The sequence below is a fragment of the Methylobacterium sp. 22177 genome (assembly GCF_052045615.1).
Lineage (GTDB): Bacteria > Pseudomonadota > Alphaproteobacteria > Rhizobiales > Beijerinckiaceae > Methylobacterium > Methylobacterium radiotolerans.
On sequence record NZ_JBQEPK010000037.1, the window covers coordinates 38,080 to 63,383 of the forward strand.

The following is a 25,304-nucleotide window of genomic DNA, read 5'->3' on the forward strand; positions in this document are numbered from 1 at the left end:
CGGCGCGCTCTCCAGGTCTGTCTCAATGACACTCGCTCGTGACCCCGATGCCCACCCCTCCGACACAACTGACGCGGCCAGCCTCTCGCTGCCGCTGTCCTGGTGGCGCGTGCTCGCCCCTGAGGCGCTCGATATGGCGGCGCAGTGCCGCCTGTCCGCTGCCCTGAATGCCACGCAGCCCCTGCCATCACCCGACTGGTCCGCTGCTTGCCGGGGCGATCCAGCGGCTGCGACCCATATCGCGCTCAAAGTTCTCGCCGAGGCTGTCGCCTTTCCTGGGCGCCTCGATCCGGCGATGTCGGCGATCTGCCTCTGCGCCGTACGGGGTGACGGCTCCTGCGTCGACCTGCTCGTGCACGTGCTCGGGCGGCGAGCCCGACGCCGGGCTGATCTCAAGGTGCTCTGCCTCGCTCGGGCTTGGTGCTCCGTTCCGCGCCGCGGTTCCGAACGCGTCGGCGTCGCCCGCTGAGAGGGAGGAAGCCGATGGCGTTCTCTTCGACCCCGCCTGCCCTGCAGATCGATCCCGAGGGGGCACGTCGCCTGCTCGAACCGATGCTTCCGCGCCGCCTGCGCGCCTGCCTTGCACAGGATCTGCGCGTGGATTCTGCCTGTTCTGAACTCGCCCTCGAGATCACCACCCTCGCCCCGGATGCCGAGGCGCTGGTCTCCGCCTGGATCGCTGCGGCCTCTTCGGAGGGCGGCTTGTGGCGTGACCGTCGATGGATAGCCCGACGATCCGCTCTGATCCGGTTCCTCGACGTGCGGGCCGTGGAGCACGATCAGCCTGTGGCGCGGGCGTTGGCCGATGTCGCGACGCTGTTGTCCTGCGCCGGCGATGATCGCAGAGCTGCAGCGCGCTTGGCCCAGCCCCTGTGGCTGGAACGCGAAGCGGTTCTCGACCTCCGGCAAGGGGTTGCAGCGCTGGCCGAGGCGCAGACGCGCCTCACTATCGGACGCGTCGCTGGGCAGGGTGCCGATTCGGACGTTGCCGGCGCGACCGATCTCGCTGTCGCGCTGCAGGCAGCTTGGCACGACGCGCTCACGGACGCGCTTCTGACGTTCTCCGAGAAGACGAGCAGCGCCATCGCCGCTGCTGCCACCTTGGCCTGTGGCGCCGATGATGCCTTCGCCAGCGACGTGGCACTCGTCCACGCGCTCGTGCCCGTCGGGGAGGTCTTGACACGACCCGTCGCAGACAGCGCGGCGACGCGGGAGCGGCGCAGATGGAAGAAGATCGAGGCTCAGCTCGTCAAAAAAAGCGAGGCGCGCCGGCGCGAGAAGGCGGCGACCGTCGACACCATGCCACAGCTGCCGGATGCCGATGCCCCACCCGCGGAAGTGCCCAAAGGCCACGTCCTCGTCGTTCCGGCGATCCAGGAGACCGGGAGTGACCGCGGCAAATCCATCGCCCGCGGTTATGAGCACATCATCGGCAAGCCGCTCCCGCTGGTCGCCGTGCCGGATCTCGCAGCCGTGCGCACGCGGCTCGTCTTCGAATTTCCTTACGCTCAGGTTACGATCGACAGGCTTCTGGCCGACCTGATCGGACGTGAGTACACCACGTTCCGGCCGACCCTGCTGATCGGCCCGCCGGGAGCCGGCAAGACCCGCCTCATCGCCAGGATTGCCTTCCATCTCGGGCTGGGGTTGTGGCGCGTCGATGCGACGCGCGACGCCGGCGCATCGCTGGGTGGCCTCGACCGCCGTTGGGCGACCTCGGAACCGGCGCATCCGATCATGGCGGTAGCTCGGACCGGTAGTGCCAACCCGCTGATGCAGATTGATGAACTGGAGAAATCCGCAACCCGTTCGGATCACGGTAGGCTTTGGGATGCCCTGCTTTCGATGCTCGAACCGGAAACCGCCCGAACCTACCAAGACCCTTGTTTCCAGACGGAGACTGATATCAGCCGCGTCTCGTGGCTGGCCACTGGTAATGAGATCGGCAACTTGCCCGCCCCTCTGCTTGATCGCCTGCGCGTGTTGGAAATGCCGGCCCCGAGCCACGCAGATCTCGATGCTCTGCTCGAACCGGTCCTGGCAGGAATCGCGGCCGATCACGAGCTCGCTCCCGCCTTCATTGCGCCGCTCGACGGCGAGGAGATCGCGTTGCTTCGACGGTCCTGGCGAGGCGGCTCGGTCAGGCGACTGATTCGCTTGGTCGAGGCTGTTGTCAATGCGCGCGAAACTCTCGCTGTGCGACAGTAGATTAACATGATCGATTGCCGGGGAGGGTCTATCGCTGTCCGGTTCTATTCTGGCACCCGCATGAGCCGGGAATCTGCAATGATCGTGCATTCTGCCGTGCTGAATAGGTTGCGAATAGATTGCACAATCATCGAGACTGTAACTTCTAGTTATTTCTGATGAATTTTCGTAATCATTAACGATTGCAACTGATATCGAGATTTCTTCTCTAGATTCGTTTGAGCCCTCTCGGATCCTCCCTTGAGACACTTTTTCCCCGACGCCGCCAGCCTGCCAAACTGCGCTGCCGGAAACACCGACCTTTACAGAAGTCTCACGCCACAAGGGATCGAATGCTCGGCGTGCACGGAACTGTTGATCCTCAGGTTCGAGCATGACTACGACGATAGGTTCTGGCCCATCACGGTGGAGAATCGCCGCACGGGCGGCTTCCCCGTGTTGTGCCAGGATCGAGGCGCGAATCGTGGATGGCGATAGTTCGCCGCCCGTGCTGGCGTCGAGCGCCGGGCCGATATCGACAGTTGCGACCTTCATGTGGGCCGGCAATCGCTTGACGACGCCATTCGTGGTCACGGTCCGAGCCTCATGGACCCGCGCGTCGAGATCAGCGGCATATCCAATGGTGTCGCCAAGGATGGTGATCGAAGCTCGGGCGCCCTCTCCGCGTGGACTCAGAATCCGGGAAGCCTCCTGCAACGCCGCTGCCTTCGCAACGAAGAAGCGCTTCAAATTGAAGGTTCCGGCAGCCATGGTTGGGACCTCGCGGTATGCCGGGAGGATAGGCGCTGACGGCGATGAAAATCGGAAGCGAAAAATTTAGATCGGCGTGACCTCGGCCATGGCGCTCACTAGGTCCCCTAGTGGGTCCTGAACCTATCCCTGAACCCGCTCGGGATTGGGATAAAATTTTTCCGCTTCGCATCGGACGGGGGATGTTGCCCAGGAGCGATCCCTCCAAGCATGAGGTGCTCATGAACGAGGTCCGACGCTGACCCTTGAGGTTACGACTCATCAGGGACCATCGCGATTTTCGTCGCACCTGGCCAAGCTAGAGAAACGAACAGGCCAGGGGGCGCGAACCATGACACATTTCACATGTGTCCGTGTCGAACGTATCCGAGACCGCAGTGAGCTAGCCCGCATCGCGTCGCACGGTCTGCGGCTTGATCCCAGCAGCAAGGCGCGTGTGGACCCGGCTCGAACGCCGCTCAACCGCTCGGGATCGGACTATGCGGAGAACCCGCTGGATCTCTCGAAGGCGCTCGAAGGCTTCCTCAAAGCAAACGGTGCCCGACTATACGGACGCGCGCCGATCGGTCTCCACGTCCTCGTGAGCGTCAGCCCCGGCTGGATCACTGAAGTCGGCGAATTGCACGATCCCCAAAACACGCGGAACGTTCAGTTGGCTCAACAAGCTGTGGACTGGGTCCAGCGAGCACTTGGCGGGGGGAGGCCCTGCATCGTGGCCTGGCGGCAGGATCTCGATGAGAAGGGCGGCGGGGTCGTGGACATCGTGGCCGCGCCGACCCGCGCTGCAAAGCTAAATCGGTTCAAAGATGATGTCACCATCGTGTCGGTGACGGCCGCGCTCGAAGCGCACCGTGCTCTACATCCAAAGGACCCAACCGCGTTCGGCGCGCTTCAGACTTCATGGGCAGCTCACGCCGCCAAGACTCTGGATCGCACGCTTCATCGCGGCACGCGCAAGGTCGATCAGCCCGCCGAGCACCTCGATCCAGAGCGTTACGGCCGGCTGGTAGATGCGGCTCGCGACGAGGCCAAGGCCATAGCGGCGCGGGATCTCGCCGAAGAGCGGGCAGTTCTGGATGCCCGCGAGCGACGGCTGGAAATCGCAGAGGAGAAGATCACTCGGTTCGTTGCTGGGATGGCAGCGGAAAGAGAAGGGATCATGGCGGAGGCCCGAGCTAAGGTTGACGACGCCCTCAACGCTATCGCGATCGGGATCGATGCGCTGACCGATGGTAGGATCGTCGCCGTTGAGCATTGTGCAGAGAGCGGTGAGCTTCGCCTCCGTCCCAACATGAATCTTGATGCCGCCGAAAGATCCGCGTTGTGGGAGGCAATCACTCCGGGCCTGCCCGCTGGACTAATGACAGTCCTTGGATACATCCAAGCTGAGGCGGCTCGATCAGGAGAGGCCAGAAATGGCGACCACGCTAGGCATCCTTCCCCGAGCCAATTCTGAGTTTGATTTCAAAATCTATGTGGCATGCGCTTCGATAATGGGTCTGGCCACGCCAGATATGCGGCTGTTGCGGCGGGAGAAAACCCGGATGGTTGCGGCCAGATCGTCCTGGCTATGATAAACTGCAATGCTTGCAGCTTCGCGTTAGGCCGAAGCTCAAGCACTCGCTCGGGCAAGCCATGGACTGTGCGTTGGAAGATGCATTGTAGTCGGCGAGCCATGCTGCACTATTCAGATTCGATTGCATCGTCATCGCGCGTACTGAGATTTGCGCAGGTGATGCATATAGTTCTGGTCGGACCATCGACCAAAAATCGCTCCGCGTCTGTCTGCAACCTCGCAGCGCCGTATTTGGTGATAGAGAGGGATAATTTTTCAACTGCTCTGCCACGAGCTCATGCGCAAGCCTGCCTGCTCCGCCGAATAGTCCGCCAGCCAGGCAGCGTTCTCAGCCACCGAGCTGATGTCAATTTCATTAATAATTGAATATTGATTGCGTTCTGCTCACGCACCAAAGATAGACATGCAATTTTGATTGATAGGGCGCAAAAATTTGGAATCTTTAGAATTAACGATCAATTGTCGAAATCGTCTGCGCCAAAATATTCCATATTGATAGGCCTTCGTTAAATTGGGCGCGCATTTATATTGTCATGCCGGCTCGCGCTAAACGTATGTTCTCATTCTAATTTCGCCGGCTTTGATCGACTTACGACCGATCTCAATTTTCGATTTAAATTGCACGTCTAGACATGCTGAGCTAACGGAATTTGTTGCTCGAGATGTGCCCGTAGGATCGAGTAGCATTTGACAACCTCCTCGAGTCTCTCGGTGTTGAGTCGCCGCATATGCTCGGACCCGTTGGGCTGCCTGTAGGTCGTGGCATAATAGGCAGCTTGAGCCTTTAGCTTGGTGGCGACAAAATCCAAATCGCCCGACCAAGTCGCTTCGGCGCGTACACGGTGAAGGCGCTGGGCGATCTCTAGCCAGTGCAAGTCGAGTGCGATCCCGCTACCCATCTGCTTAAAAAGGTCGAACATCGAGTCGAGGATCTCGATCGCGGTGTGTGCTGACATGCCGGCTCCGTTAGGTCGATGCTGCGACCAGATCAGGTCGGACGTACCAATCATCGAACAGAGAGAGTTGCCGGAATCGTCGGCGATAGCCGAGCCTGGTCAGAAGGCCATATATCTTGTCGCGGCTGTCGGAGAAGTTGTGTTCGACGCTTATTAGCGCGATGTCGTAGCTTGTAAAATCGAAGCTCTCCAGGACGTCGAACTCTCCGCCCTCCACATCGATGCTCATGTAGTCGATCTGCTTCGGAGCCCGCGCCTCCGAGAGAAAACGGTCCAGCGAGATTGTTTGGACTGAGTATTGTCGACCCTCTTGACGAAATTGAGAATGAAAATCGCTTGCTGCGAATTCATCCATCCCAGACAGCTCGCCGATATCAACCTCATTGAACAAGACTTCGATGCCATTGGTCTTGTGAACACACTTGTCAGTGATGTAGCAGTTTCGGTTCGCATACAATGCCGCATGCCAAGCGCGGGCAGGCTCGGCGAGAGCGCCCTGCCAGCCATACGCCTTCTCGAGAAGAAGCGTATTGCTCAGGCTTATACCATCGCAGGCACCAAATTCGACGAAATATCCATTCCGCTTCTCATTCAATTCGTACAGCGCCCAAAGATCCTGTAGAAGCTGCGCGTTGGAAAGGGGCGCTCTCTTTGCCGCGAAAGAAAGGAAATCAAGCTCCGAGCTTACGATATGCGGCGGCGCTTCGAGATTATCCCTGAGATTGACCAGTGCATTGAACACCGTCAGGAGCTCGACATCCATGGCTCTCTGCTCAACCTGTTACTTGGGATCGATGGGGCGGGTCTGGAACGGGCGGATCGAGGCGCCGTGCCGCGTCTGCAGGATCCGATTTGAGCCGTCGAACAGGACCGTGTGCTGAACCGAATCAACGCCGTGATCGGGGATGGTCTGGGCCACCTTACGAATAGCGGACAGGAACCCCTTACGGCTGAACCCGTAGGGACGAAGGCTCTCCAACAAGGCGTCGATGAGCTTCGTATGGCCTTCGGACCGCGCCTGGGCCAGATCGCGGTCGCGCACGGCGCTGTCGCGTTCGGCCCGCAGCAGCGACAGTTCGATCTGTTGCTGCTGGATCTGACGAATGAACTTCGTGTCAATGTCGTGAGCGAGATTCTTCGGCATTCGGTAGCTCAACAGGCCCGGGAGGGGACGGGTTCGGAACGCGGTTGGTGACACCTCGGCGTCAAGTGGAAGCGGCCTTCCGTGATCACAGCCACCGAGGTGGACCGGTTATTGAGATGGCACGGCAATCCCTGTTCTCTAGATCGCTTCGGCCATGGCGGTGGCGGCTGCCGCGAGGCCCCACCGGACGAGGTCCTGGGCCTCCCGTGCCGACTTGGCCTCCGCGTAGCAGCGCAGTTCCGGCGCGTTGCCCGAAGCTCGGAAGTGGATCGTCCGCCCGCCGTCCAGCTCGATCCGGATCCCATCCTGCTCGTCGATGGATTCCGGCGCCCCGATCGGTCGGAGGAACGACACCCGGAAGGCCTCCTCGCGCAAGCGGCCCAGGAAGGCGCTGCTCCGTTCGGACGGCGTGTTGGGGAGCCGGTCGCTCGCCATCTCCCCCGCATCGAGGGAGGTCACGAGGTCGGCCAGCGAGGTGCCGGCCGCGCGCGTCGCGGCCAGTGTCGCCAGGATCGGCAGCATGGCATCGCGCGTCGGCAGGGCCGGGAGGGTCCTGCCGTCGCGTGCGATGTCCGAGCCGAGCAGGAAGCCGCCATTCGCCTCGAAGCCCGCCACGATGGCCGCACCGGAGCGCCGCGCCTGTTCCATGCCGGCGATGACGTAGGGCGAGCCCACTCTCGTGCGCAGGACCTGCTTGAAGCCGCCGGAACGCTCCAGCGCCGAACCGGCCGTCACGGGCACCACGACCGCGTCGGCTCCGAGGAAGCGTGCCGTAATCAGGCCGAGCACGTCGCCACGCACGATCCGGCCCGCCTCATCGGCGACGAGAGGCCGGTCGGCGTCGCCATCGGTGGTCACGAGCGCGTCGAAATCGCCCGAGGCCATCGCGTCACGGATGAACGCGATATCCTCGGGCCGATGCGCCTCGGTGTCGATGGGCACGAAAGTCTCGGACCGGCCGATCGTCGTGACCTGTGCGCCGAAGCCGGTGAGCAGATCGGCCAGGAGATCTCGGGCGACGGAACTCTGCTGGTAGACCGCGATGCGCAGGCCAGCCAGCATCTCGGACGGGAATGCGTCGATGTAGCGGTGCTGGTAGCGGGCCAGGGCGCGGGGTTCGGGTGTGGCGGGGGTCCGTTCCGCCGACACGCCGGCGTGCGCGCCGCGGTCCAGGGCGGCCAGGATTGCGGCCTCGTCCGCCTTCGTGATCTCTCCGTCGGGCCGGTAGAACTTGAGTCCGTTGCGATCCTCCGGGATGTGGCTGCCCGTGATCATGACTGCCCAGGCGCCGCGCCGCATCGCCTCGAGGGCGAGGGCCGGTGTCGGGAGGGCGCCGCATTCGATCGCCGTGAAGCCCGTTGCCGCAGCGGCATCCGCCACCGTCGCGGCGATGCTCGGGCTACTGTCGCGCAGGTCCCGCCCGATCACGACTGCCCGGGGGGCTTCGCCCGACATGGAGCGGAAGAACGCGGTAGCATAGGCGTAGGCCGGCCCTCCGACGAGGTCCGTCACCAGACCCCTCAAGCCACTCGTACCGAATCTCAGGCTGCTCACGGCGGTTCCGTCAGTGTCGATTGAGTTGGGATCGATCACTGATGCCGCGAAACGCCGTCCATCACAACGTCCCGCGACGGGAGCCGGGCTCGCGCACGGGATCCTTCACGAAAGCGCCGCACGCGCCTCTGCGCAATACCGTTTACCCTCTCTTAACCATGATCCCAGCATTGAGTCCTACGAGCTCACCTCCAAGTTTCGGCTGTGGTCAGGATGCATTCGCAGGGTCTCGATCTCACGAACGTGGTCAGTTTGACGATTGCCTTGTCGGAGCGTGTCGCCGAAACGCGGCGACTGGGGCACCTCGTGGCCGTCGATGAGATCGAGGCGATCGGGAACGTGGCCTCCTTTCTGCGCCAGAACCTCGACGAGTGGCCCCCTCAATTGAGCCGCGCGATCTGCGACGTGATCACAAGTTCGCCGCGCGGGCGAAGCCGTTCGCTGCTGCTTGTCGAGTACATCCAATCCGGTGCCTTCGATCAGCAGCAGTCGGGGAAGCACACCATGCCGTTCGTGATGGATCTGTACCGTATCGTTCTAGGACGGGACGCGGAGGACGATGCGCTGCGGCATTGGTCTGCCCAGCTGAATGCGGGAAAGATCTCCCGGAGGCAACTTCTGGGGACCGTCATCAGTTCAGAGGAATTCCGTGCGTCGCTGAATTAATCCAAGGTCGACTATATTCGTTGTGTGCAGGTCAATGCATGTGATTGAGATATTTGTGGCGATATGGCGCCTCGCTAGGCCGTATTCGATGCCGCGCTAAAATATGTCACCCGCGCACAAGAATGTGTTGATAGAGTCGAGATATGGATCGATAGATCGCGCGCTGTCGCCTTTCGCGTGGGGGCTGTGCGTCTGAGATCTGCCTGGGCGGATAGGAGCGGCGGAATATCTTCATGCTGACCGTGACTCGGACGCCGCTTCGAATAAGCTTGTTCGGCGGCGGCACAGATTACCCGGAATATTTTGAGCGGGCGCCTGGAGCGGTCGTCGGTGCCGCTATTGACAAGTACATCATCATAGCTGCGCTGGATTTGATAGGATGTCAGGATTATAATTATAGATTGAGCTACTCCCGCGTCGAGCACTGCGGGCACATCGACGAGATCGAGCATCCGGTGGTGCGAGAGGTGCTCAAATATTTTGACGTCAATCGACGGCTCGATATGAGCATCATCTCCGATTTGCCTGCGGCAGGTAGCGGTCTCGGTTCGTCCTCAGCGTTCACCGTGGGATTTCTGAGAACGATATACGCGATTCAAAATCAGAAACCTACGAAGATCGAACTCGCCAAGAAGGCGATACACGTCGAGCGCGAGATCCTGCGCGAGAACGTCGGCGTCCAGGACCAGCTGCACGCGGCCTTCGGCGGGATCAACCGGTTCGATTTCAGCGGCTCCGCCATACGGATCTCGCCCGTTCAGATGAGTTCTGCCGCCATTCAGCAACTCAACGCGTCGATGGTGCTGGTTCATACGGGCATCGCGCGGCGCGCGACGACGACGGTCGCCGCGCAGATCGCCGTGACGCGCGCGCGCGCGATCGACAAGGAATTGTCCGAACTCTACCGCCTCGTCGAGGAATGCGTCTCTCTGCTCGAAGCGGGAACGAGCGGCTGGCTCGCGCAGCTCGGCGAGATGCTCTCCGCCTCGTGGCGCATCAAGCGGACCCTGTCGCGTGAGGTCTCGAACGCGGTGCTCGACGATCTGTTCGAAGCGATCACCGCGGCGGGGGCGTACGGGGCGAAGCTGTGCGGCGCGGGCGGGGGCGGCTTCTTCCTCGCTCTGATCGATCCCGATCGGCTTCCGGCCCTGATCGAGCGGGTCGCGCCGCTGTCCGTCGTTCCGATCGGCATCGACGTCGACGGGTCCACCCTGATCTATCGCCAGACACGCTGAGCGGCGTCCTCACAGGCCCCAGCCCGGCCGCAGCCGGGCCGCGGACCCATCGCGACGAGAGGCAACGATGCGAATTCTGATCACCGGCGGCGCGGGTTACATCGGGACCATCCTGGTGCCGATGCTGCTGGAGCGCGGGCATCACGTGACGGTGCTCGACACGTTCAAGTCCGGCGCCCCGGACCTGTTCTCGGCCTGCCAGTACGACACGTTCGAGCCGATCAAGGGTGACGCGCGCGACACGCGCATCCTGGACGAGCTGATCTCGAAGCACGACGTGCTCATCCCCCTCGCCGCCCTGGTCGGCGCGCCCCTGTGCAAGGAGGACGCGATCGGCGCTACGACGCTCAACCGCGACGCCGTGGTGGCGCTGGCGCAGCGCGCGGGCGGCGACCAGAGGATCGTCTACCCGACGACCAACTCGGGCTACGGCGTCGGCGAGGCCGGCAAGTTCTGCACCGAGGACTCACCCCTGCGGCCGATCTCGCTCTACGGCACCACCAAGGTGGAGGCCGAGAAGGCCGTGCTCGACAGCGGGCGCGGCGTCAGCCTGCGTCTCGCGACGGTGTTCGGCATGGCGCCGCGCATGCGGCTCGACCTCCTCGTCAACGACTTCACCCACCGGGCCGTGACCGACCGGGCGCTCCTGGTCTTCGAGGGCCACTTCAAGCGCAACTACATCCACATCCGCGACGTCGCCAAAGGCTTCATCCACGCGATGGACAATTTCGACCGGATGCGCGGCGAGGCGTACAATCTCGGCCTGTCGAGCGCCAACCTGTCGAAGCTGGAGCTCTGCGAGCGCATCAAGGCGCACGTTCCGAACTTCGTCTACGTCGAGGCCCCGATCGGCGAGGACCCGGATAAGCGCGACTACATCGTGTCCAACGAGAAGCTGGAGGCGACCGGCTGGTTCCCCGATTTCGACCTCGACCGGGGCATCAAGGAACTGATCAAGGGCTTCCGGATGATCCGCAACTCGCGGTTCGCCAACGTTTGATCGGGATGGGCGGCCTGCAGCGAACGCGCCGCCGGTCCGCCCGACACGGCGGCCGACGCGGGAACGGACCGAGGTGATCATGAGCGCGATCGTCGATTTTCTCACGCGGACCCGTGACACCTTCCAGGCCGCCCTCGACGATTCCCGCTTCCACGCGACCCTCGCCGAGACCGCCGATCTCGTGACCGCGTCCCTGCGCGGCGGCGGCAAGCTCTTGACGATCGGCAACGGCGGCAGCGCCGCCGACGCGCAGCACATCGCGGGCGAGTTCGTCTCGCGGCTCAACTACGACCGGGCGCCGGCCGCGGCCGTGGCGCTGACCACCGACACCTCGGTGATCACCGCGATCGGCAACGATTACGGCTACGAGCACGTGTTCGAGCGGCAGGTTCTGGCCCTCGGGCGGCCGGGCGATGTCCTGCTCGCGCTCTCCACGTCGGGGCGGTCGCCGAGCGTGCTGAAGGCGATGGACGCGGCCCGCGGCCTGGGTTTGCGGGTCGTCGCCTTCACGGGCGCGACGGGCGGGGCGATGCCCGAGCGGGCGGATGTCTGCCTGCACGCGCCGTCGGACGCCACACCGCTGATCCAGCAGATCCACATCACCGCCGCGCACATCGTCTGCGGCCTCGTCGAGGAAAGCCTGTTCCCGCGCGGGACGGCAGCGTGAGGGACGGCCTGTGACCGAGCCAGAGTGGAAGGGTGGAGGCCCCGTCCGGCAAGCCATGATCCTGTGCGGCGGCTTCGGCACGCGCCTCGGCGCGCTGACCTCGGCGATGCCCAAGCCGCTGCTCCCCGTGGCTGGGGAGCCGTTCCTGGACTTGCTGTTGTTCGAGCTCGGCCGCCACGGCTTCACCGAGATCGTGCTGCTGGCCTCCTTCCACAGCGAGAAGATCCGCGCCTACGCCGCCGACAACCCGGTCGCGCGACGCTTCGGCATGACGCTGCGGGTCTCGGTCGAGCCGGAGCAGGCCGGGACCGGGGGCGCCGTCGTGCACGTCCTTCCCGAGGCCGACGAGACCTTTCTCCTGCTGAACGGCGACTCGTGGTTCGACGTGAACCTACTGTCCTTGCCCGCTATGGCGGCGCGTCACCCCGATGCGGCGATGGTCCTGTCGCTCCGTCGGGTGCCGGACGCCGCGCGTTACGGCGTCGCGCTCCTCGACGGCGTCCGGATCACAGCCTTCCTCGAGCGGCCGCCTGAGCCGGGTCCCGGTCTCGTCAACGCCGGCGTCTACTTGGTGCGCCGCGACGCGCTGACCGGCCTGCCGCCGGCCTGCTCACTGGAACGGGACGTCCTGCCCGCGCTGGTCGCCGAGGGCCGCGTGGTGGGCGTGGTCCACGACGGCTACTTCCTCGATATCGGCGTGCCCGAGAGCTACGCCCGCGCCCAGGAAGAGATCCCGGCCCGTCGGAAGAGGCCCGCCGCTTTTCTCGATCGGGACGGCGTTCTCAATCACGACCACGGATATGTCGGTTCCGTGGACCGGTTCCAGTGGATGGCGGGCGCGCGCGATGCCGTCCGCGCGCTGAATGATGCCGGCTACTTCGTGTTCGTCATCACGAACCAAGCGGGGGTCGCCCGCGGCTTCTACACCGAGGCCGACGTCGCCCGTCTGACCGCCTGGATGCGGGACGATCTGCGCGAGGCCGGCGCGCATATCGATGATCTCCGCTACTGCCCCTATCATCCGGACGGGACGGTCGAGGCCTACAGGGCGGTCCACGGATGGCGAAAGCCCGAGCCCGGCATGATCCTCGACCTGATGGCCCATTGGGACATCGACTGCGCGCGCAGCTTCCTGGTCGGCGATCAGGAGACGGATCTCGCCGCCGGCCGTGCGGCGGGGCTCGCCGTGCACCACTTCAGGTCGGACGACCTGCTCGCCTTCCTGAGAGAGGTCGCGCTGACGGGGTAGGAAGGGACCCAGGAGGGGTGGGCCCTCGCCGGGGCGCGCTTCGCCGTCCGGCACGCTCAGTCGTGCGACTGGATCGAGAGTTCCGCTTCCGCGGCCTCGCGCATGGCGCGATCCCAGTCGAGCTTGCGCTTGGGCGGAGTCTCGCGCTCCGCGTCCGCGGCTTTCCGATCTCGCGGATCGACGATCTTGATGTCGTACTCGGGCACGCTTGGATCCGCTCTTTAACCGACAATTAATTGTATTGGCGGAACGCGCGGGTCTTGTCAGCGGTTCGATCGCTCGATCCACAATCCGGTGATGGACATCATCCTGTGTCGGACAGGCCGATCAGGAGCATGGCGGCGTGCACGGCTCCGACGATGGCGCCCGACTGGGCAAGCTGTAAGGCCTCGGCCCGCGGTACGCGCAGCACGGCGATGTCCTCGTCGGGATCCGGCTGCGCCGGTCCGGCCGCTGTCAGGCGCGCGCGGACGAGATGCATGCGATTGGCGTAGCGGGCCGGATCCGCATTCAGGGTGACCACGTGCTCGGCATCCGCGAAGATGTAGCCGGTCTCCTCGCGCATCTCGCGCTCGGCGGCCGCGAGGATATCGGGGTCGGCGGGGTCGATGGCCCCGCCCGGAAGCTCCAGGCTCGGGCCGCCATAGGCGTGACGGTACTGGCGTACGAGGATGACGTGATCGGCCGCGTCGATGCCCAGCACGAGGGCGATGTCCGGCGTCTCGAGCACGTAATAGGGATCGACGATGTGACCCGACGATGTCACGCAGTCGTCGGCACGGAGGCCGAGCCAGCGATCCTTCATGACGTGGTGGGATTTGCGGACTGTCCAACTCAGTGTCGAGATCATTGCTCTCTGCGGACCCGGGGTTTGTGCTTGCGGATATCCCCCCACGGTCATTGTGGATCTTCGCCGCTGAGGGACATGCGCGATGGCAAAACTGTCTCGTCTTTCGGCTCTGACTTCGATCGAGCTGCGACCGCGCGTTGCGCTGCCCTGGCTCAGCCGATAAGCCTCGCGGGGTCGTAGAGCCTCGCGCCGCGGATGTCACAGGTCGTAGGATGACGGGAACGAAACTCGCCATGGCATGCCGCGTCTGCGATGGACGCGATGTCGAGCTGTTTCTCGACCTGACCGATCAGCCGCACTGCAACCGCCTGATCCCGCCGGAACTCGCGGACCGCCGCGAGCCGCATTTTCCCCTGCGCGCCGGCTTCTGCCACGACTGCACGCTCGTCCAGATCGATCACACGATCCCGAAGGAGAGCATGTTCAGCGACTACCCCTACGTCTCGGGCACGACGAAGACGCTGGTGGAGCATTTCCGGCAGACGGCGGCCCGTCTCGTGGAGCGGTACGGCCTCGGGCCGCAGGACCTCGTCGTCGACATCGGCAGCAACGACGGCACGTGGCTGCGGCAGTACGAGCCCTTCGGCCTGCGCCGCTGCGGCGTCGAGCCCGCCTCGAACGTGGTGGAACTGGCCCGCGCCGCCGGCGTGCCGACGCTGAACCGCTTCTTCAACGCCGAGACCGCCGAGATCGTCCGCGCGCAGGACGGGCCGGCGAGCCTGATCACCGCCGCCGGCGTCTTCTTCCACCTGGAGGAGCTGCACAGCGTCGTGAAGGGCATCGTCACGCTGCTCAAGCCGGACGGCGTCTTCGTCGTGCAGGCGATCTACCTGGGCGGCATGATCGAGAACACCGCCTTCGACCAGATCTACCACGAGCACCTGTGCTACTACACGCTCCGCTCCCTGGAGCAGCTGTTCGCGCGCCACGGCCTGGAAGTCTTCGACGTCAGCGTCGTCCCGGTCCATGGCGGTTCCCTCGAGGCGCATGTCGGCTTCCCCGGCGCCCATCCGGTCAGCGACGCGGTCAAGCGCATGCGCGCCGACGAGGAGGCCCGCGGCTACGGCAAGTTCGAGACCTATGTCGGCTTCGCCGAGAACGTCCGCCGCCTGCAGGCGGCGCTGCTCGACCTGCTGGAGCGCATGCACGCCGAGGGGAAGACGGTCCACGCCTACGGCGCCCCGGCCAAGGGCGCGACGCTGCTCAACGCCTTCGGCATCGGCCCGCGGCTGGTCCAGGTCGCGGCCGAGAAGAATCCGCTGAAGTTCGGCCGCCTGATCCCCGGCGCCCGCATCCCGATCGTCGAGGAGGGCAGCGTGCCCGCGCCCGACGCCTACCTGGTGCTCGCCTGGAACTTCATCGACGAGTTCCTGGCGCGCGAGCGCCGCTACCTCGAGAACGGCGGCGCCTTCATCGTTCCGGTGCCGGAACTCAAGGTGATCACCGCCGCCGACCTGCCGAAGGCGGTCTGAGCGTGGCCATCCTCCCCTTGTCCGCGTTGCCCGACACCGTCGTCGTCGTCGGTGCGTCGGGCTTCGTCGGCCGCAACCTCGTCGCGCATCTCGCCGGCCGCGTGCCGCGGCTGATCGCGGTCAGCCCCTCCGGCCAGTCGGTGCCGGGGGCGACCGAGGCCGCGCGCTTCGACGCCCTGGAGGCACTGTCGGTCCCCGCCGACGCGATCGTCGTCAACGTCGCCGCGCAGCGCTACGACGCCGACAAGTTCGAGACGGCGCAGAGCGACCTGCTCACCGGCAACGCCGAGATCGCCAACCGCCTCTACCGGTTCTGCCTGACGAAGGGCATCCGCGAGGTGCGCGCGGCCTCGAGCGTCGCGGTCTACCCGGCGGCCCTCGATCCCCTCGACGACGCGCAGGCTGTCGACCTCAACGCGCCGCCCAACCGGAACGAGGCCTTCTACGCCTGGTCGAAGCGCTGGTCCGAGGTGATCGCCGACCTCCACGCCGAGCGCTACGGCATCCACACGATCAGCTTCCGCCTGAGCAACCCCTACGGTCCCCACGACTCGACGGATCCGCGCAAGGCGCACGTCCTGCCGGCCTTCGTGATGCGCGCGCTGGCACCGGGAGAGCGCTTCGAGATCAAGGGCAACCCGCTGGTCGAGCGCGACTTCATCTACGTCGGCGACGTCGTCGACGTGTTCGCCCGCTCCCTGGAGATGCGGGAGACGAGCGACGCGCTCAACCTCTGCCGCGGCGAGACCACGACCCTGCTCGACCTCGCCCGAACCATCCTGGAGGTGGCCGGGGAGGACCGGCCCGTGCACGCCCCCGACACGGCGACGCACGGCGTGCTCGCCCGCCGCTCGACCAACCGGCGGCTGCGGGAGCGCTTCGGGCTGTCGAGCTTCACGGGACTCGCGGACGGGCTGCGGCCGACGATCGCGTGGTATCGCGAGGCCTATCGCGGGGGGGCTGACCATGCCGGGGCCTGAGCGCGACATCGTCATCGGGGCGGACGGCTTCCTCGGGCGCAACCTCGTCCCGCGGCTCCGGGCCGAGGGCCGCGAGGTCGTCGGGATCGGCCGCGCGGCGGGCGACCTCTCCGACTGGGCGAATGTCGAGCGGGCGCTGCGCGCGGCGCCGCCGGCCGGCCGGATCTTCCACGTGGTGACCCGCCAGCGCACCGGCGCGGTGCAGTACGACATCCAGGGCGAACTCCTGGCGATCAACGCCCGGGTCCACCTGAACGTCCTCGAGGCCTGGCGGTTGTTCCAGCCGCAGGCCAAGCTCGTCTCCACGGGCTCGTCCTGCACCTATCCGGAATCGGCGGAGCCGCTCCCCGAGGCGCGGTTCGGCCAGGGACCGACGCATCCGTCCGTGATCGGCTACGGGCTCGCCAAGCAGGTCCTGGCGACGGGCTCGGCGGCCTACGCGCACCAGTACGGCCTGACCTTCCTGCACTGCGTGCTGGCGACCCTGTACGGACCGCACGACAACAAGGCCTCCGACCGCAGCCACTTCGTCGGCGCCCTGCTCGACCGCGCCGTGCGGGAGAAGGCGGCGGGCGCTGAGCAGTTCGAGGTCTGGGGCAACCCGCAGACCGTCCGCGAGGTGCTGTACGTCGACGACCAGATCGACGCGATCCTGGCGGCCGACCGGGCGTTCGACAACGAGATCCTCAACTGCGCCGCCAACACGCCCGTCACCGTCGAGGCGGTGGCGCGGGCGGCCCTGGCCGCGCTCGACTGGTCCGTTCCCCTGGTGAGCCCGCCCGGCTCGTTCCAGGGCGCGGCCTACAAGATGCTCGACTCGACGCGCTTCCTGGACCGGACCGGCTGGCAGCCGCGAACCCCGCTTGAAGAGGGCCTGAGCACGCTCGTCGCGGTTGAGTACGCCGTTCGTTGAGGCCGCCCCGTCGCGCTCGTCACGCCCCTAATCCATTGATGACGGACGTCGTCGAGAGCGTCACTGCTACGCCGTCCGTGCACACGCGAAGCTTGTATGTTTAACGCGTGTAGAAGTTGCCGTGCTGACAAGCTTCCATCCTGAGGCGATTTAGGCGTTTGGCCGAACTATTCCCCGGGTAGGGAGCCACTTAAATTCGGAATTCCACGGCGCCCGCCGGAAAAATTTCCGCGACCCGGGCTTCCTGTTCTCGTAGATCCCAAAGCCGGAGTTCTGCGTACTTAATTCGAAGGCTGACGCCCTGCGCGGCCACGTAGCAGTGCTCGAAGGCGAAGAGCACCGTGTCGAGCTTCGGTCGCGCGTCGCGGGGTTCCGCCTCGCCCCGCGTGCCCACCCCGGCCGGGACGTCCAGCGTGATCGCCGCGTGGCCGCTGGTGGGCATCGTGTCGAACGCGCTCACGAGCAGGGCGATCTCGTCATGGGTCAGCTTGAGGAGGAAGCAGTAGCGCTTCACCGACTCGAACGTGTCGCCGGTCTGGAACGCGCGCAGCAGCGTGATCGAGAAGGGGCGGCCCTCCTCCGGCAGGCTGCGCAGGTGCCGGGACGGTACCGAGCGCAGGGCCGAGATGTTCATGGTCTTGGCCGCCGACGGCTGCGCCACGCGGCCCTCGCGCCGTCCGTTCGTCCGGTAGTGCAGCAGCGGGTTGACACCCGAGGCCGTCACGTCGGGGTAGCGGATCAGGTAGGAGGTGCTGCTGAATCCAGGATGCGGATCGAGCCCGGCGGCGGAGCCGAACCGCAGATAATGCCGCACCGGATCGAGGCGGGTCTTGCCGCTCTGGTTGCGGAAGAAGGCCGTGTCGAAGTCCTCGGCGGGATCGCGGTTCTCGGAAGCGCCGCGCCAGACGTAGTGGAGGTAGGGATCGATGCCCGAGGCCGCCACGTCGCCGTTGTGCTTCAGGTAGTAGGCCGCGTCGAACAATCCCGGCACGCGCCCGATGACGACGCGCCGGAACGCCGTCGAGATCGTCCGGACCGCGGCCCGCTTGAAGGATGGCTGGCTCATGCGAAGACCGGCGCCTCGCAGAGGGAGCGGAGCTTCTCCGCGTAGGCCGTGGGTGAGCAATCCCGCGCCACCTGCGCCAGCCCGGCGCGCTGCAGCCGCCGCCAGGTCTCGGCATCTTCATGGAGCTGGATCAGCCCGGCGATGAAGGCGTCCGGGTCGCGCCAGTCCCGCGTCAGGTATCCGGAGCCTTCTGGCCAGCCGAGCTGTTCCGCCAGGATCGGCGTGACCAGACACGGGAGCCCCTGCGCCACGGCAGCGTGGACTTTGTGGGGCATCCCGGCGGCGAAGCGCGTGGGGGCGACGAAGACGCGCGCCCGATCGAGGAGCGGCGCCGGATCCGGGACCCGCCCCATCACGGTGACGTTCGGTGCCGAAAGGCGCGTGCGCAGATCCGGGGTGACCTGTCCGATGATGGTGAACGGCGCCCGCGGCAGGGCGCGATGGACGTCCGGCCAGACGGTGTCGAGGAACCAGATCAGCGAATCGACGTTCGGTGAATTCTCGTGTTCCAGCGACCCGATGAAGACGAAGCCGCTGCGGCCGTCGCGATCGGTGGTGCATTCCGGCTGCGACGCGAAGGCGTGGCCGAGCACAGCGGTGTTGCTCACGCCGTGGAACTGCAGCAGGCGCGCCTCCGCCTCCGAGACGCAGACGACGTGGTCGGCCTGCGCGAAGTTGCGGGTCTCCCGGCGCGCGGAGGCCGCCAAGTGCGCGCCGAAGCCGTACCCGTCCTGCAGCGTCCCCTCCAGGAAGGCCCGCAGACAGAACAGGGCTTCCGAATCGAAGATGATGCGGCTCCTCGCGAAATCGCGCAGCGCCATGTCCCGGTTCTGGAAGATCTGGCAGACCAGATCGATGTTGTGTGGGCGACTGACCCAGAGCACGTCGTAGTGCTCCTGCCGCTCGTCGAGCAGCCGCGCGAGCCCCGTACCCTCCTCGGCGTCCAGGATCTCGACGGTGTCGGGGAGGTCGCGGTACCGCTGCGCGATCTCCGGATCTGCGCGATAGACCGGATAGACGGTCACCTGATAGCCGAGCCGAGCCATGGTGGCGACGATGTAGTTCGCCCGCGGCATTCCGGCACCGAGGTCGATATGGGGCACGCCGTCGTCGATGTAGAGCACCTTGAGCGCCCATGCGTTGTGCGTGCGATCGCCGAAACGCGGTCCCGCATGCGGGAACAGCCATGACCGGTGCCGCTCGAGGAAGCGGACCCGGTTGCGATCGATCAGCGCCTCGACGTCGGCGCGGACCGGCGTCGTGGCATTCTCGAAGTGGATCGCGCTCGCCCGAGGCTGGTAGACGACGCGCCGCCCGGCCTGATGGCAGCGGACGCACAGGTCCGTGTCCTCGAAATAGGCCGGGGCGAAGAGGTCGTCGAAGCCGCCCAGCTCCTCGAAGAGCGCGCGCTCGACCATGAGCACGGCACCCGAGACGTAGCCGACTTCGCGCTGGAACGTGCTCTCCGCCAGGAGCGGGTTCGCGTTCCCGCGGCCGTAGGGATGCGTGATCTGCGCGTCGTCGCGGAAGAACGCGCCGCTCTCCTGCAGATACCCCCCCGGAAACACCAGGTGGGCTCCGACGATGCCGACGGTCGCGTCCGAGAACGGGGACACCAGGGCGCCGATCGCGCCGGGCATCAGTTCCACATCGGGGTTGAGGAAGAGGAGGTAGCGCCCGCGGGCTGCTGCGGCCCCCTGGTTGCACGCCGGGCCGTAACCGACATTCTCCGCGTTGCGGATGACCGTGGCCCCGTCGAGCAGGTCGAGCACATTCAGGGTTTCCGCGTCGGAGGCGTTGTCGACGACGATCAGCTCGAACGACGCGCCCGCGAAAGCCTGTTGCGTGGCGAGCCGATAGAGCGTCAGCGTCAGCAGATCGCGGGCATTGAGCGAGACGACAACGATCGAGACGAGCGGCGCCGCGACCGGCGGGAAGGCGATCCGGAGGCCGTTGCGCGCGATGGCGTTCCCGATGAGGCGCGCCTCCGCGATCGCGGCCAGCCTTCCGTAATGCGGATCAACCGCCTCGAGTTTCTTCATCACTGGGCATCAAGGCGGGGGTTGTGGGCCGGAGCGAGGCGGATCAGGCCCACGAGGTCGTCGCTGAGAAACAGCACCGCCTTCGGCCGGGACGGCACCTCGCGCGCTGCCGGAATCGGTGGTGCGGATCCGTCGATCTCAAGGGGCTCGAAGGTGAGGCTGGCGGGCACGGGTGTCAGCTCGCCTCGCGTCGCGGCAAAGGCGAGGCCGGGGGAGCGCGCCAGAGATGCGGTGCGAGTCAACCGCAACTCCCGTGCCCCCGCCCCGTCCCCGAGGAGGAAGGCCGCGGTCGCCCGCGACCGCGCGACGAGGAAACTCGGAACGCAGGTGACCAGCGTCAGCCCGTCGGCTTCGTACCCGATCAGGCGACCGTCCGCTGTCCAGTCTGCTTGGGCATCGCCGAGAGACCCGGCGATCGCCTCGCGGGCCGGTCGCGGGAGAGAGCGACGGTGGATCCATTCCGGCGAGAGGATGATCGGACCGCCGTGGAGGGCCGGAGCCGGGTCCGCGGACGGCAGGCTCGCGTCCGGTTCCGGGCTCACGAACCAGCGCCGCCGCTCCGACGGGTAGCCCGCGTCGCGGGCGGCCGCGGGTGAGGGATTCTCGGTCGCTACGAGAATGCCGCCGTTCTCGTCCGCGATCGGCAGGGAGCGCAGGGAGCGCTCCTCCCGCACGATGATTCCCGCTCCAACGGTGGTCGACACGTCCGGCGCTCTCGCAGCGGGCAGGCCCGTGCGTCGGGCCGGACCACGCGGCATCGCGTTCAGCCACGCGGCCTCGCAGGTCGCGGCCTTGGCGTTGTAGCGCGCGAGCAGATCCGCGCAGGCCGCGGTCAGCGCAGCGAGGGCGTCTGGATCGTCATAGAGGCGCAGGATCGCCGCGACGGTATCGGCCACACCGTCCAGTCGATGAGCGGAATGGTCGGTGTCAAAGCCCTCGAACGCGATCCGTGTGCCGATCACCGGCCGACCCAGCGACAGCGCCTCGGCGACCTTCATCTTGAGACCGCTTCCCATCAGCATCGGCGCGACCACCGCGTCGATGCCCGCGTAGAAGGTCTCGACCGCGTCGACATATCCGGTCAGCTGGACGCCGGGTAGGTCAAGTCCGTTCAGGCTCCCGCAGATCTCGCCGGCGATGACGAGAACGGGCAGGTCCGGCCGCCAGGACGCCGCCCAGCCGTGAGCGAATTTGCTGATCGAGAAGAGATTGGGATCGTTCCCGTGGCCGATGAAGCCGAACCGGGTCAGTCGGCCGGGTGCCCGGAACTTCGCGCGCTCGGCGAAGACCGGCGGGAGCAGGTACACGTCACGATCGACCAGGCCGCGGAAATAGTCGGCCTCCGCCGATTGGATCGCGAGGATCATGTCCGCGCGCGACAGGCCGGCGGCTTCCGACGCGCGGTCCGTATAGAAGAAATTCGGCTCGGCGCGGAAAGGCCGGTATTGGAGGTGCCGGTCCGCGAAACGGTCATGCGTGTCGATGATACGCAGCACCCCGTCCGGTACCGCCTCGAGGCACCGCGACAGGAACACGTAATTGACGACGATCGCGCACGTGTCGGCATTCCTCTCGAAATACCAAGCCACGAATTCGTCGAGCTCTAGCGGGCACCAGGCATCGATCGTGAAACCGCCCGTCCAAGTCTTCAGCGGGATCGGCGTCGCGGCCGGGATGCAGAAGACGCGATCGAAGGCAGCCGCCATCGCGGCCACATCCGTCGGTGGATGCTGCCCGAAGCGGCGATAGATCTGATCCTCGTGCTGAAGATAGGCCAGATCGATCGCGAAGCCGCCCCGTCGAAGCGCCTCGCAGGTCGCCGAGAGCCGTCGCCGATTGCCGGCGCTCATCGGTGCCGCGGGCATGGGTGTCACGACCAGGACGGCCGGCTTCCCCTCGATCGCCATGCGCTCACATCGCTCCGATCACGCGAGCCGCCGCGTATCGGCCGTTCCCGCTCAGGATGGCGCCGTCGGCGCGGTGCGCATTCAGCGGAATGGCCGTCGTGAGTGCGACCGCCGCCTGGCGCGACGCTTGGAACCGAACGGCGCTGAGCGAGCTGCAGGCGTAGCCGGCCGGCGACCGCAAGATCATGCAATCCGGAACGAAGTCAATTTTATTCACAAGCCAAGTATCGGCAGAATAGCCGCGTCTAATATCTAAATCGTTTGATTCTGTCTTGGTGAGGATCGCATCTAGTCCTGGCTTTAGTATAGGCATCAACGCATCGAATTTTGGGACGCTCTTTGATCCTAGTGCGGAAACAAAAGCCATTGCAGCGATAGAAATTTTATCGTACGATACAGGTGCATATATTGGATTTAAAATAACGTGTCTGTCGCCTGTATGTGTGCGCAGCGATACTGAGGATAAATCGGAGAAACCATCTGTATTCTGGGAGGCCAAAAAAAGAATACAACCTGGATCCGTAATTTTTTGTCCTGAAAACCCGGTAAATGACCACGCAAAAAGATCGACAGCCTTCGGGTAACGAATTTCAAGTGGTACTGCGCATGATCCAATCATCGGGATCTGTACAATGGCGAATTGATTATCAAGGTGAATAATAGATCCAAAAATTGATATGTCTGGCACTTGCATTACGACAGCAGACTCGGCGATCGATCGGAGAATGGGTTCCAGTCAAGTGACCTAATTTGTCAAAATGACAATTAACTGCTCTCAAAAATGCGTGGCAGGGACGGGGCGCACCTATCACATGCGTATCACATGAAACCCGAGTCGGCAGCAACAGGTTTAAAATCCTGCCTCGGGGCGGTGAGGGGCGGGTGGCAGGCTGATGCGAGCTGATCGCGTGAGTGATCCTCTATCGGCTTCGCGGTTCTCCCGCACTTTACGTGGATCAGGCAACGAGGAGTACGCGGCGGCGGAGCAGTCCATAGCTGGCGCGGCCGTACATAACGCATTTAAGCATCTTCAGCCGGCTGATCTGCCCTTCGGCCTGCGCGTTGGGCTGACCGATGTTTGGCAGATCGGCTGGACGGCGTTCATAGCGGCGGTGAATGGCAGAGCTGGTCGTGCCATAGGTCGGGCAACGCCCATGCACACGCCGCGCCTGGGCAAATACGACAAGATGACCGTCGTTCAGGATGACGCGCTCGATGGCGCAGCCCGGCTGGGATGAGGACAGGATCATCCACCCGGTGAACCAGCTCGTGCCATCCCCGTCGCCGCGACCGTTCCATGCAAAGCGCGGGAAAACCGCGAAGCCAGGAGACCATCACTCTCGAGATCGGCGGGCGGCGCGCCGCCGACGAGGCGCTCGACCGAGGGAATCCGGCGCGGGGACGGCGCCGGGTCGACGGCCTGAGGGGTGGGGGCGGGTCCGTTCATGTCAGGCCAGAGATAACCATCCCGCTGCACGGAGCCAGCCCGTCGACGCGCGGATAATGCGCGCAGGTTGTTCCGGTCCCGGCCCGACGGTAAGGGCAGATCCTGAAATCGGCGCCCGAGAGTCCATCGCACCCGCGCGGGGCGGGCTCGGCCACGCCAACCCCGCCGAGCCTTCTCGGGAGACGTCGCCATGTCCCGACCTTCGATCCAGATCCACCCGATGATCCTGTGCGGAGGGACGGGGACGCGGCTGTGGCCGGCGTCGCGGGAGAGCATGCCCAAGCAGTTCGCCCGGCTGGTCGACGCCGAGCGCTCGACCTTCCAGGCGACGCTGGCGCGCGTGTCGGACGCCACCGTCTTCGCGACGCCCACCGTCATCGCCTCGGCCGAGGCCCGCTTCATCGTCGCCGAGCAGCGCGACCAGCTCGGTCTCTCCGCCGACATCCTGCTCGAGCCGCAGGGCCGCGACTCCGCCGCCGCCGTGGCGGTCGCAGCCCTGCACGCCGCCGCCAGCGACCCGCAGGCCGTGGTGCTGATCATGGCCGCCGACCACGTCGTGCCCGACACGGCGGCCTTCGTGGACGCCGTGCAGCGCGCGGCCGCCGGGGCGCGCGCCGGCTACACGATGACGCTCGGCATCGAGCCCGACCGGCCGGCCACCGATTACGGCTACATCCGCCGCGGCGAGCCGATCGCCGAGGCCCCGGGCGCGGCCCGCGTCGCCCGCTTCGTCGAGAAGCCCGACCGGGCCGGCGCCGAGGCGCTGATCACCGACGGCGCCCTGTGGAACTCGGGCTACTTCCTGTTCCGCGCCGACCTGATGCTGGCCGAGCTGGAAGCGTTCGTCCCCGAGGTGCTGGCGGCCGCGCGCGCGGCCCTGGAGGCGGCGGTGACCGACCTCGACTTCGTGCGCCTCGACGCGACGGCCTTCGCCCAGGCGCCGAAGATCTCGATCGACTACGCGGTCATGGAGCGGACCGCCCGGGCCGGCGTGCTGCCGGTGTCGTTCGCGTGGTCGGATGTCGGCACCTGGGACGCGGTCTGGCAGGTGCTGGACCACGACGAGGCCGGCAACGCCGTGCGCGGCCGGGTGTCGCTGATCGGCACGAAGAACAGCCTCGTGCACAGCCAGGGCGAGGGCCTGACCGCGGTGGTGGGCCTGGAGGACGTGGTGGTGGTCTCGACCCCCGACGCGGTGCTGGTGGCCTCCAAGGCGCATTCGGGCCAAGTGAAGGAGCTGGTCGGCGCGCTGCGGGCCCGCGGGGAGCCGGAGGCGGACGCGCATCTGCGGATGTACCGGCCCTGGGGCTGGTACCAGCGGATCGACATCGGCGAGCGCTTCCAGGTGAAGCGGATCCAGGTTGTGCCGGGCGGGCGGCTGTCGCTGCAGAAGCACTACCACCGGGCGGAGCACTGGGTGGTGGTGCGCGGCACCGCCGAGGTGACGATCGACGAGCGGGTGGTGCTGGTCCACGAGAACGAGGCGGTCTACCTGCCGATCGGGTCGATGCACCGGCTGGCCAACCCGGGCAAGATCCCGCTGGAGCTGATCGAGGTCCAGGTCGGCTCCTACACCGGCGAGGACGACATCATCCGCGTCGAGGACATCTACGGACGCTGAG

Annotated in this window: 22 protein-coding genes; 11 read left to right on the forward strand and 11 right to left on the reverse strand. The window is 65.6% G+C overall.

Annotation, left to right across the window (positions count from 1 at the left end; genetic code table 11):
* Positions 1 to 483: 483 nt before the first annotated feature.
* Both ACTJK8_RS25125 and ACTJK8_RS25130 read left to right on the forward strand, forming a co-directional pair.
* Positions 484 to 2,208 (forward strand): AAA family ATPase, encoded by a 1,725-nt coding sequence (locus ACTJK8_RS25125; protein WP_440762696.1) that lies wholly within the window; start codon positions 484 to 486, stop codon positions 2,206 to 2,208.
* Positions 2,209 to 3,289: 1,081 nt separating this feature from the next.
* Complete coding sequence (locus ACTJK8_RS25130; RefSeq protein WP_440762697.1) at positions 3,290 to 4,414, forward strand: hypothetical protein; 1,125 nt, start codon at positions 3,290 to 3,292, stop codon at positions 4,412 to 4,414.
* Positions 4,415 to 5,160: 746 nt separating this feature from the next.
* Here ACTJK8_RS25130 and ACTJK8_RS25135 read toward each other — a convergent pair.
* The 4 genes from ACTJK8_RS25135 to ACTJK8_RS25150 form a co-directional block, all read right to left on the reverse strand.
* On the reverse strand, positions 5,161 to 5,490 hold the full coding sequence (locus tag ACTJK8_RS25135) for a hypothetical protein (RefSeq protein WP_440762698.1): 330 nt from the start codon (positions 5,488 to 5,490) through the stop codon (positions 5,161 to 5,163).
* Positions 5,491 to 5,500: 10 nt separating this feature from the next.
* Positions 5,501 to 6,253, reverse strand: a complete 753-nt coding sequence (locus tag ACTJK8_RS25140) for an FkbM family methyltransferase (RefSeq protein ID WP_440762699.1) — start codon at positions 6,251 to 6,253, stop codon at positions 5,501 to 5,503.
* 18 nt (positions 6,254 to 6,271) lie between these two features.
* Positions 6,272 to 6,634: a hypothetical protein gene (locus tag ACTJK8_RS25145; protein ID WP_440762700.1), complete on the reverse strand. Its 363-nt coding sequence runs from the start codon at positions 6,632 to 6,634 to the stop codon at positions 6,272 to 6,274.
* 138 nt (positions 6,635 to 6,772) lie between these two features.
* Positions 6,773 to 8,188, reverse strand: coding sequence for a phosphomannomutase (locus ACTJK8_RS25150; protein WP_440762701.1), 1,416 nt, complete (start codon positions 8,186 to 8,188; stop codon positions 6,773 to 6,775).
* A 243-nt stretch (positions 8,189 to 8,431) separates the two neighbouring features.
* Between ACTJK8_RS25150 and ACTJK8_RS25155 the strand changes: the two genes are divergently transcribed.
* From ACTJK8_RS25155 to ACTJK8_RS25175, 5 genes are all read left to right on the forward strand, one after another.
* Positions 8,432 to 8,854 (forward strand): DUF4214 domain-containing protein, encoded by a 423-nt coding sequence (locus ACTJK8_RS25155; protein ID WP_287080725.1) that lies wholly within the window; start codon positions 8,432 to 8,434, stop codon positions 8,852 to 8,854.
* A gap of 233 nt (positions 8,855 to 9,087) precedes the next feature.
* Positions 9,088 to 10,089: a GHMP family kinase ATP-binding protein gene (locus ACTJK8_RS25160; protein ID WP_331314229.1), complete on the forward strand. Its 1,002-nt coding sequence runs from the start codon at positions 9,088 to 9,090 to the stop codon at positions 10,087 to 10,089.
* Positions 10,090 to 10,156: 67 nt separating this feature from the next.
* Positions 10,157 to 11,089 (forward strand): NAD-dependent epimerase/dehydratase family protein, encoded by a 933-nt coding sequence (locus ACTJK8_RS25165; protein WP_029360390.1) that lies wholly within the window; start codon positions 10,157 to 10,159, stop codon positions 11,087 to 11,089.
* A 79-nt stretch (positions 11,090 to 11,168) separates the two neighbouring features.
* On the forward strand, positions 11,169 to 11,756 hold the full coding sequence (locus ACTJK8_RS25170; protein ID WP_071000651.1) for a D-sedoheptulose 7-phosphate isomerase: 588 nt from the start codon (positions 11,169 to 11,171) through the stop codon (positions 11,754 to 11,756).
* A 10-nt stretch (positions 11,757 to 11,766) separates the two neighbouring features.
* Complete coding sequence (locus tag ACTJK8_RS25175) at positions 11,767 to 13,005, forward strand: HAD-IIIA family hydrolase (RefSeq protein WP_245295916.1); 1,239 nt, start codon at positions 11,767 to 11,769, stop codon at positions 13,003 to 13,005.
* A gap of 56 nt (positions 13,006 to 13,061) precedes the next feature.
* On the opposite strand, the gene ACTJK8_RS25180 is transcribed toward ACTJK8_RS25175, so the two are convergent.
* Together ACTJK8_RS25180 and ACTJK8_RS25185 are read right to left on the reverse strand one after the other, a co-directional pair.
* Positions 13,062 to 13,211 carry a hypothetical protein gene (locus ACTJK8_RS25180; protein ID WP_199825833.1) on the reverse strand — a complete coding sequence of 50 codons (150 nt, stop codon included), beginning with the start codon at positions 13,209 to 13,211 and terminating at the stop codon, positions 13,062 to 13,064.
* A 98-nt stretch (positions 13,212 to 13,309) separates the two neighbouring features.
* A complete protein-coding gene (locus tag ACTJK8_RS25185) occupies positions 13,310 to 13,855 on the reverse strand; it encodes an NUDIX hydrolase (protein ID WP_245295915.1) in 546 nt (181 codons plus the stop codon).
* 233 nt (positions 13,856 to 14,088) lie between these two features.
* Between ACTJK8_RS25185 and ACTJK8_RS25190 the strand changes: the two genes are divergently transcribed.
* From ACTJK8_RS25190 to ACTJK8_RS25200, 3 genes are read left to right on the forward strand one after another with little or no spacing between them, the layout of a single operon-like run.
* Complete coding sequence (locus ACTJK8_RS25190; protein ID WP_440762702.1) at positions 14,089 to 15,327, forward strand: class I SAM-dependent methyltransferase; 1,239 nt, start codon at positions 14,089 to 14,091, stop codon at positions 15,325 to 15,327.
* Between the two features lie 2 nt (positions 15,328 to 15,329).
* Positions 15,330 to 16,307, forward strand: coding sequence for an NAD-dependent epimerase/dehydratase family protein (locus tag ACTJK8_RS25195; RefSeq protein WP_440762703.1), 978 nt, complete (start codon positions 15,330 to 15,332; stop codon positions 16,305 to 16,307).
* Complete coding sequence (locus ACTJK8_RS25200) at positions 16,294 to 17,220, forward strand: NAD-dependent epimerase/dehydratase family protein (protein WP_440762704.1); 927 nt, start codon at positions 16,294 to 16,296, stop codon at positions 17,218 to 17,220. Before ACTJK8_RS25195 ends, ACTJK8_RS25200 begins: the two co-directional genes overlap by 14 nt.
* A gap of 190 nt (positions 17,221 to 17,410) precedes the next feature.
* On the opposite strand, the gene ACTJK8_RS25205 is transcribed toward ACTJK8_RS25200, so the two are convergent.
* From ACTJK8_RS25205 to ACTJK8_RS25225, 5 genes are all read right to left on the reverse strand, one after another.
* On the reverse strand, positions 17,411 to 18,286 hold the full coding sequence (locus tag ACTJK8_RS25205; RefSeq protein ID WP_440762705.1) for a hypothetical protein: 876 nt from the start codon (positions 18,284 to 18,286) through the stop codon (positions 17,411 to 17,413).
* The gene (locus ACTJK8_RS25210) at positions 18,283 to 20,328 is read right to left on the reverse strand and encodes a glycosyltransferase (protein WP_440762706.1); all 2,046 of its coding nucleotides are present in this window, start codon (positions 20,326 to 20,328) and stop codon (positions 18,283 to 18,285) included. The genes ACTJK8_RS25205 and ACTJK8_RS25210 overlap by 4 nt, the downstream gene beginning before the upstream one ends.
* Positions 20,328 to 22,235: a glycosyltransferase gene (locus ACTJK8_RS25215; RefSeq protein ID WP_440762707.1), complete on the reverse strand. Its 1,908-nt coding sequence runs from the start codon at positions 22,233 to 22,235 to the stop codon at positions 20,328 to 20,330. The genes ACTJK8_RS25210 and ACTJK8_RS25215 overlap by 1 nt, the downstream gene beginning before the upstream one ends.
* A 4-nt stretch (positions 22,236 to 22,239) precedes the next feature.
* Entirely contained in the window at positions 22,240 to 22,929 is a 690-nt protein-coding gene (locus ACTJK8_RS25220) for a hypothetical protein (RefSeq protein WP_440762708.1), read from the reverse strand.
* Between the two features lie 262 nt (positions 22,930 to 23,191).
* The gene (locus ACTJK8_RS25225; RefSeq protein ID WP_440762709.1) at positions 23,192 to 23,485 is read right to left on the reverse strand and encodes a hypothetical protein; all 294 of its coding nucleotides are present in this window, start codon (positions 23,483 to 23,485) and stop codon (positions 23,192 to 23,194) included.
* A 387-nt stretch (positions 23,486 to 23,872) separates the two neighbouring features.
* Between ACTJK8_RS25225 and ACTJK8_RS25230 the strand changes: the two genes are divergently transcribed.
* Positions 23,873 to 25,303: a mannose-1-phosphate guanylyltransferase/mannose-6-phosphate isomerase gene (locus tag ACTJK8_RS25230; protein ID WP_012322043.1), complete on the forward strand. Its 1,431-nt coding sequence runs from the start codon at positions 23,873 to 23,875 to the stop codon at positions 25,301 to 25,303.
* Position 25,304: the final 1 nt, after the last annotated feature.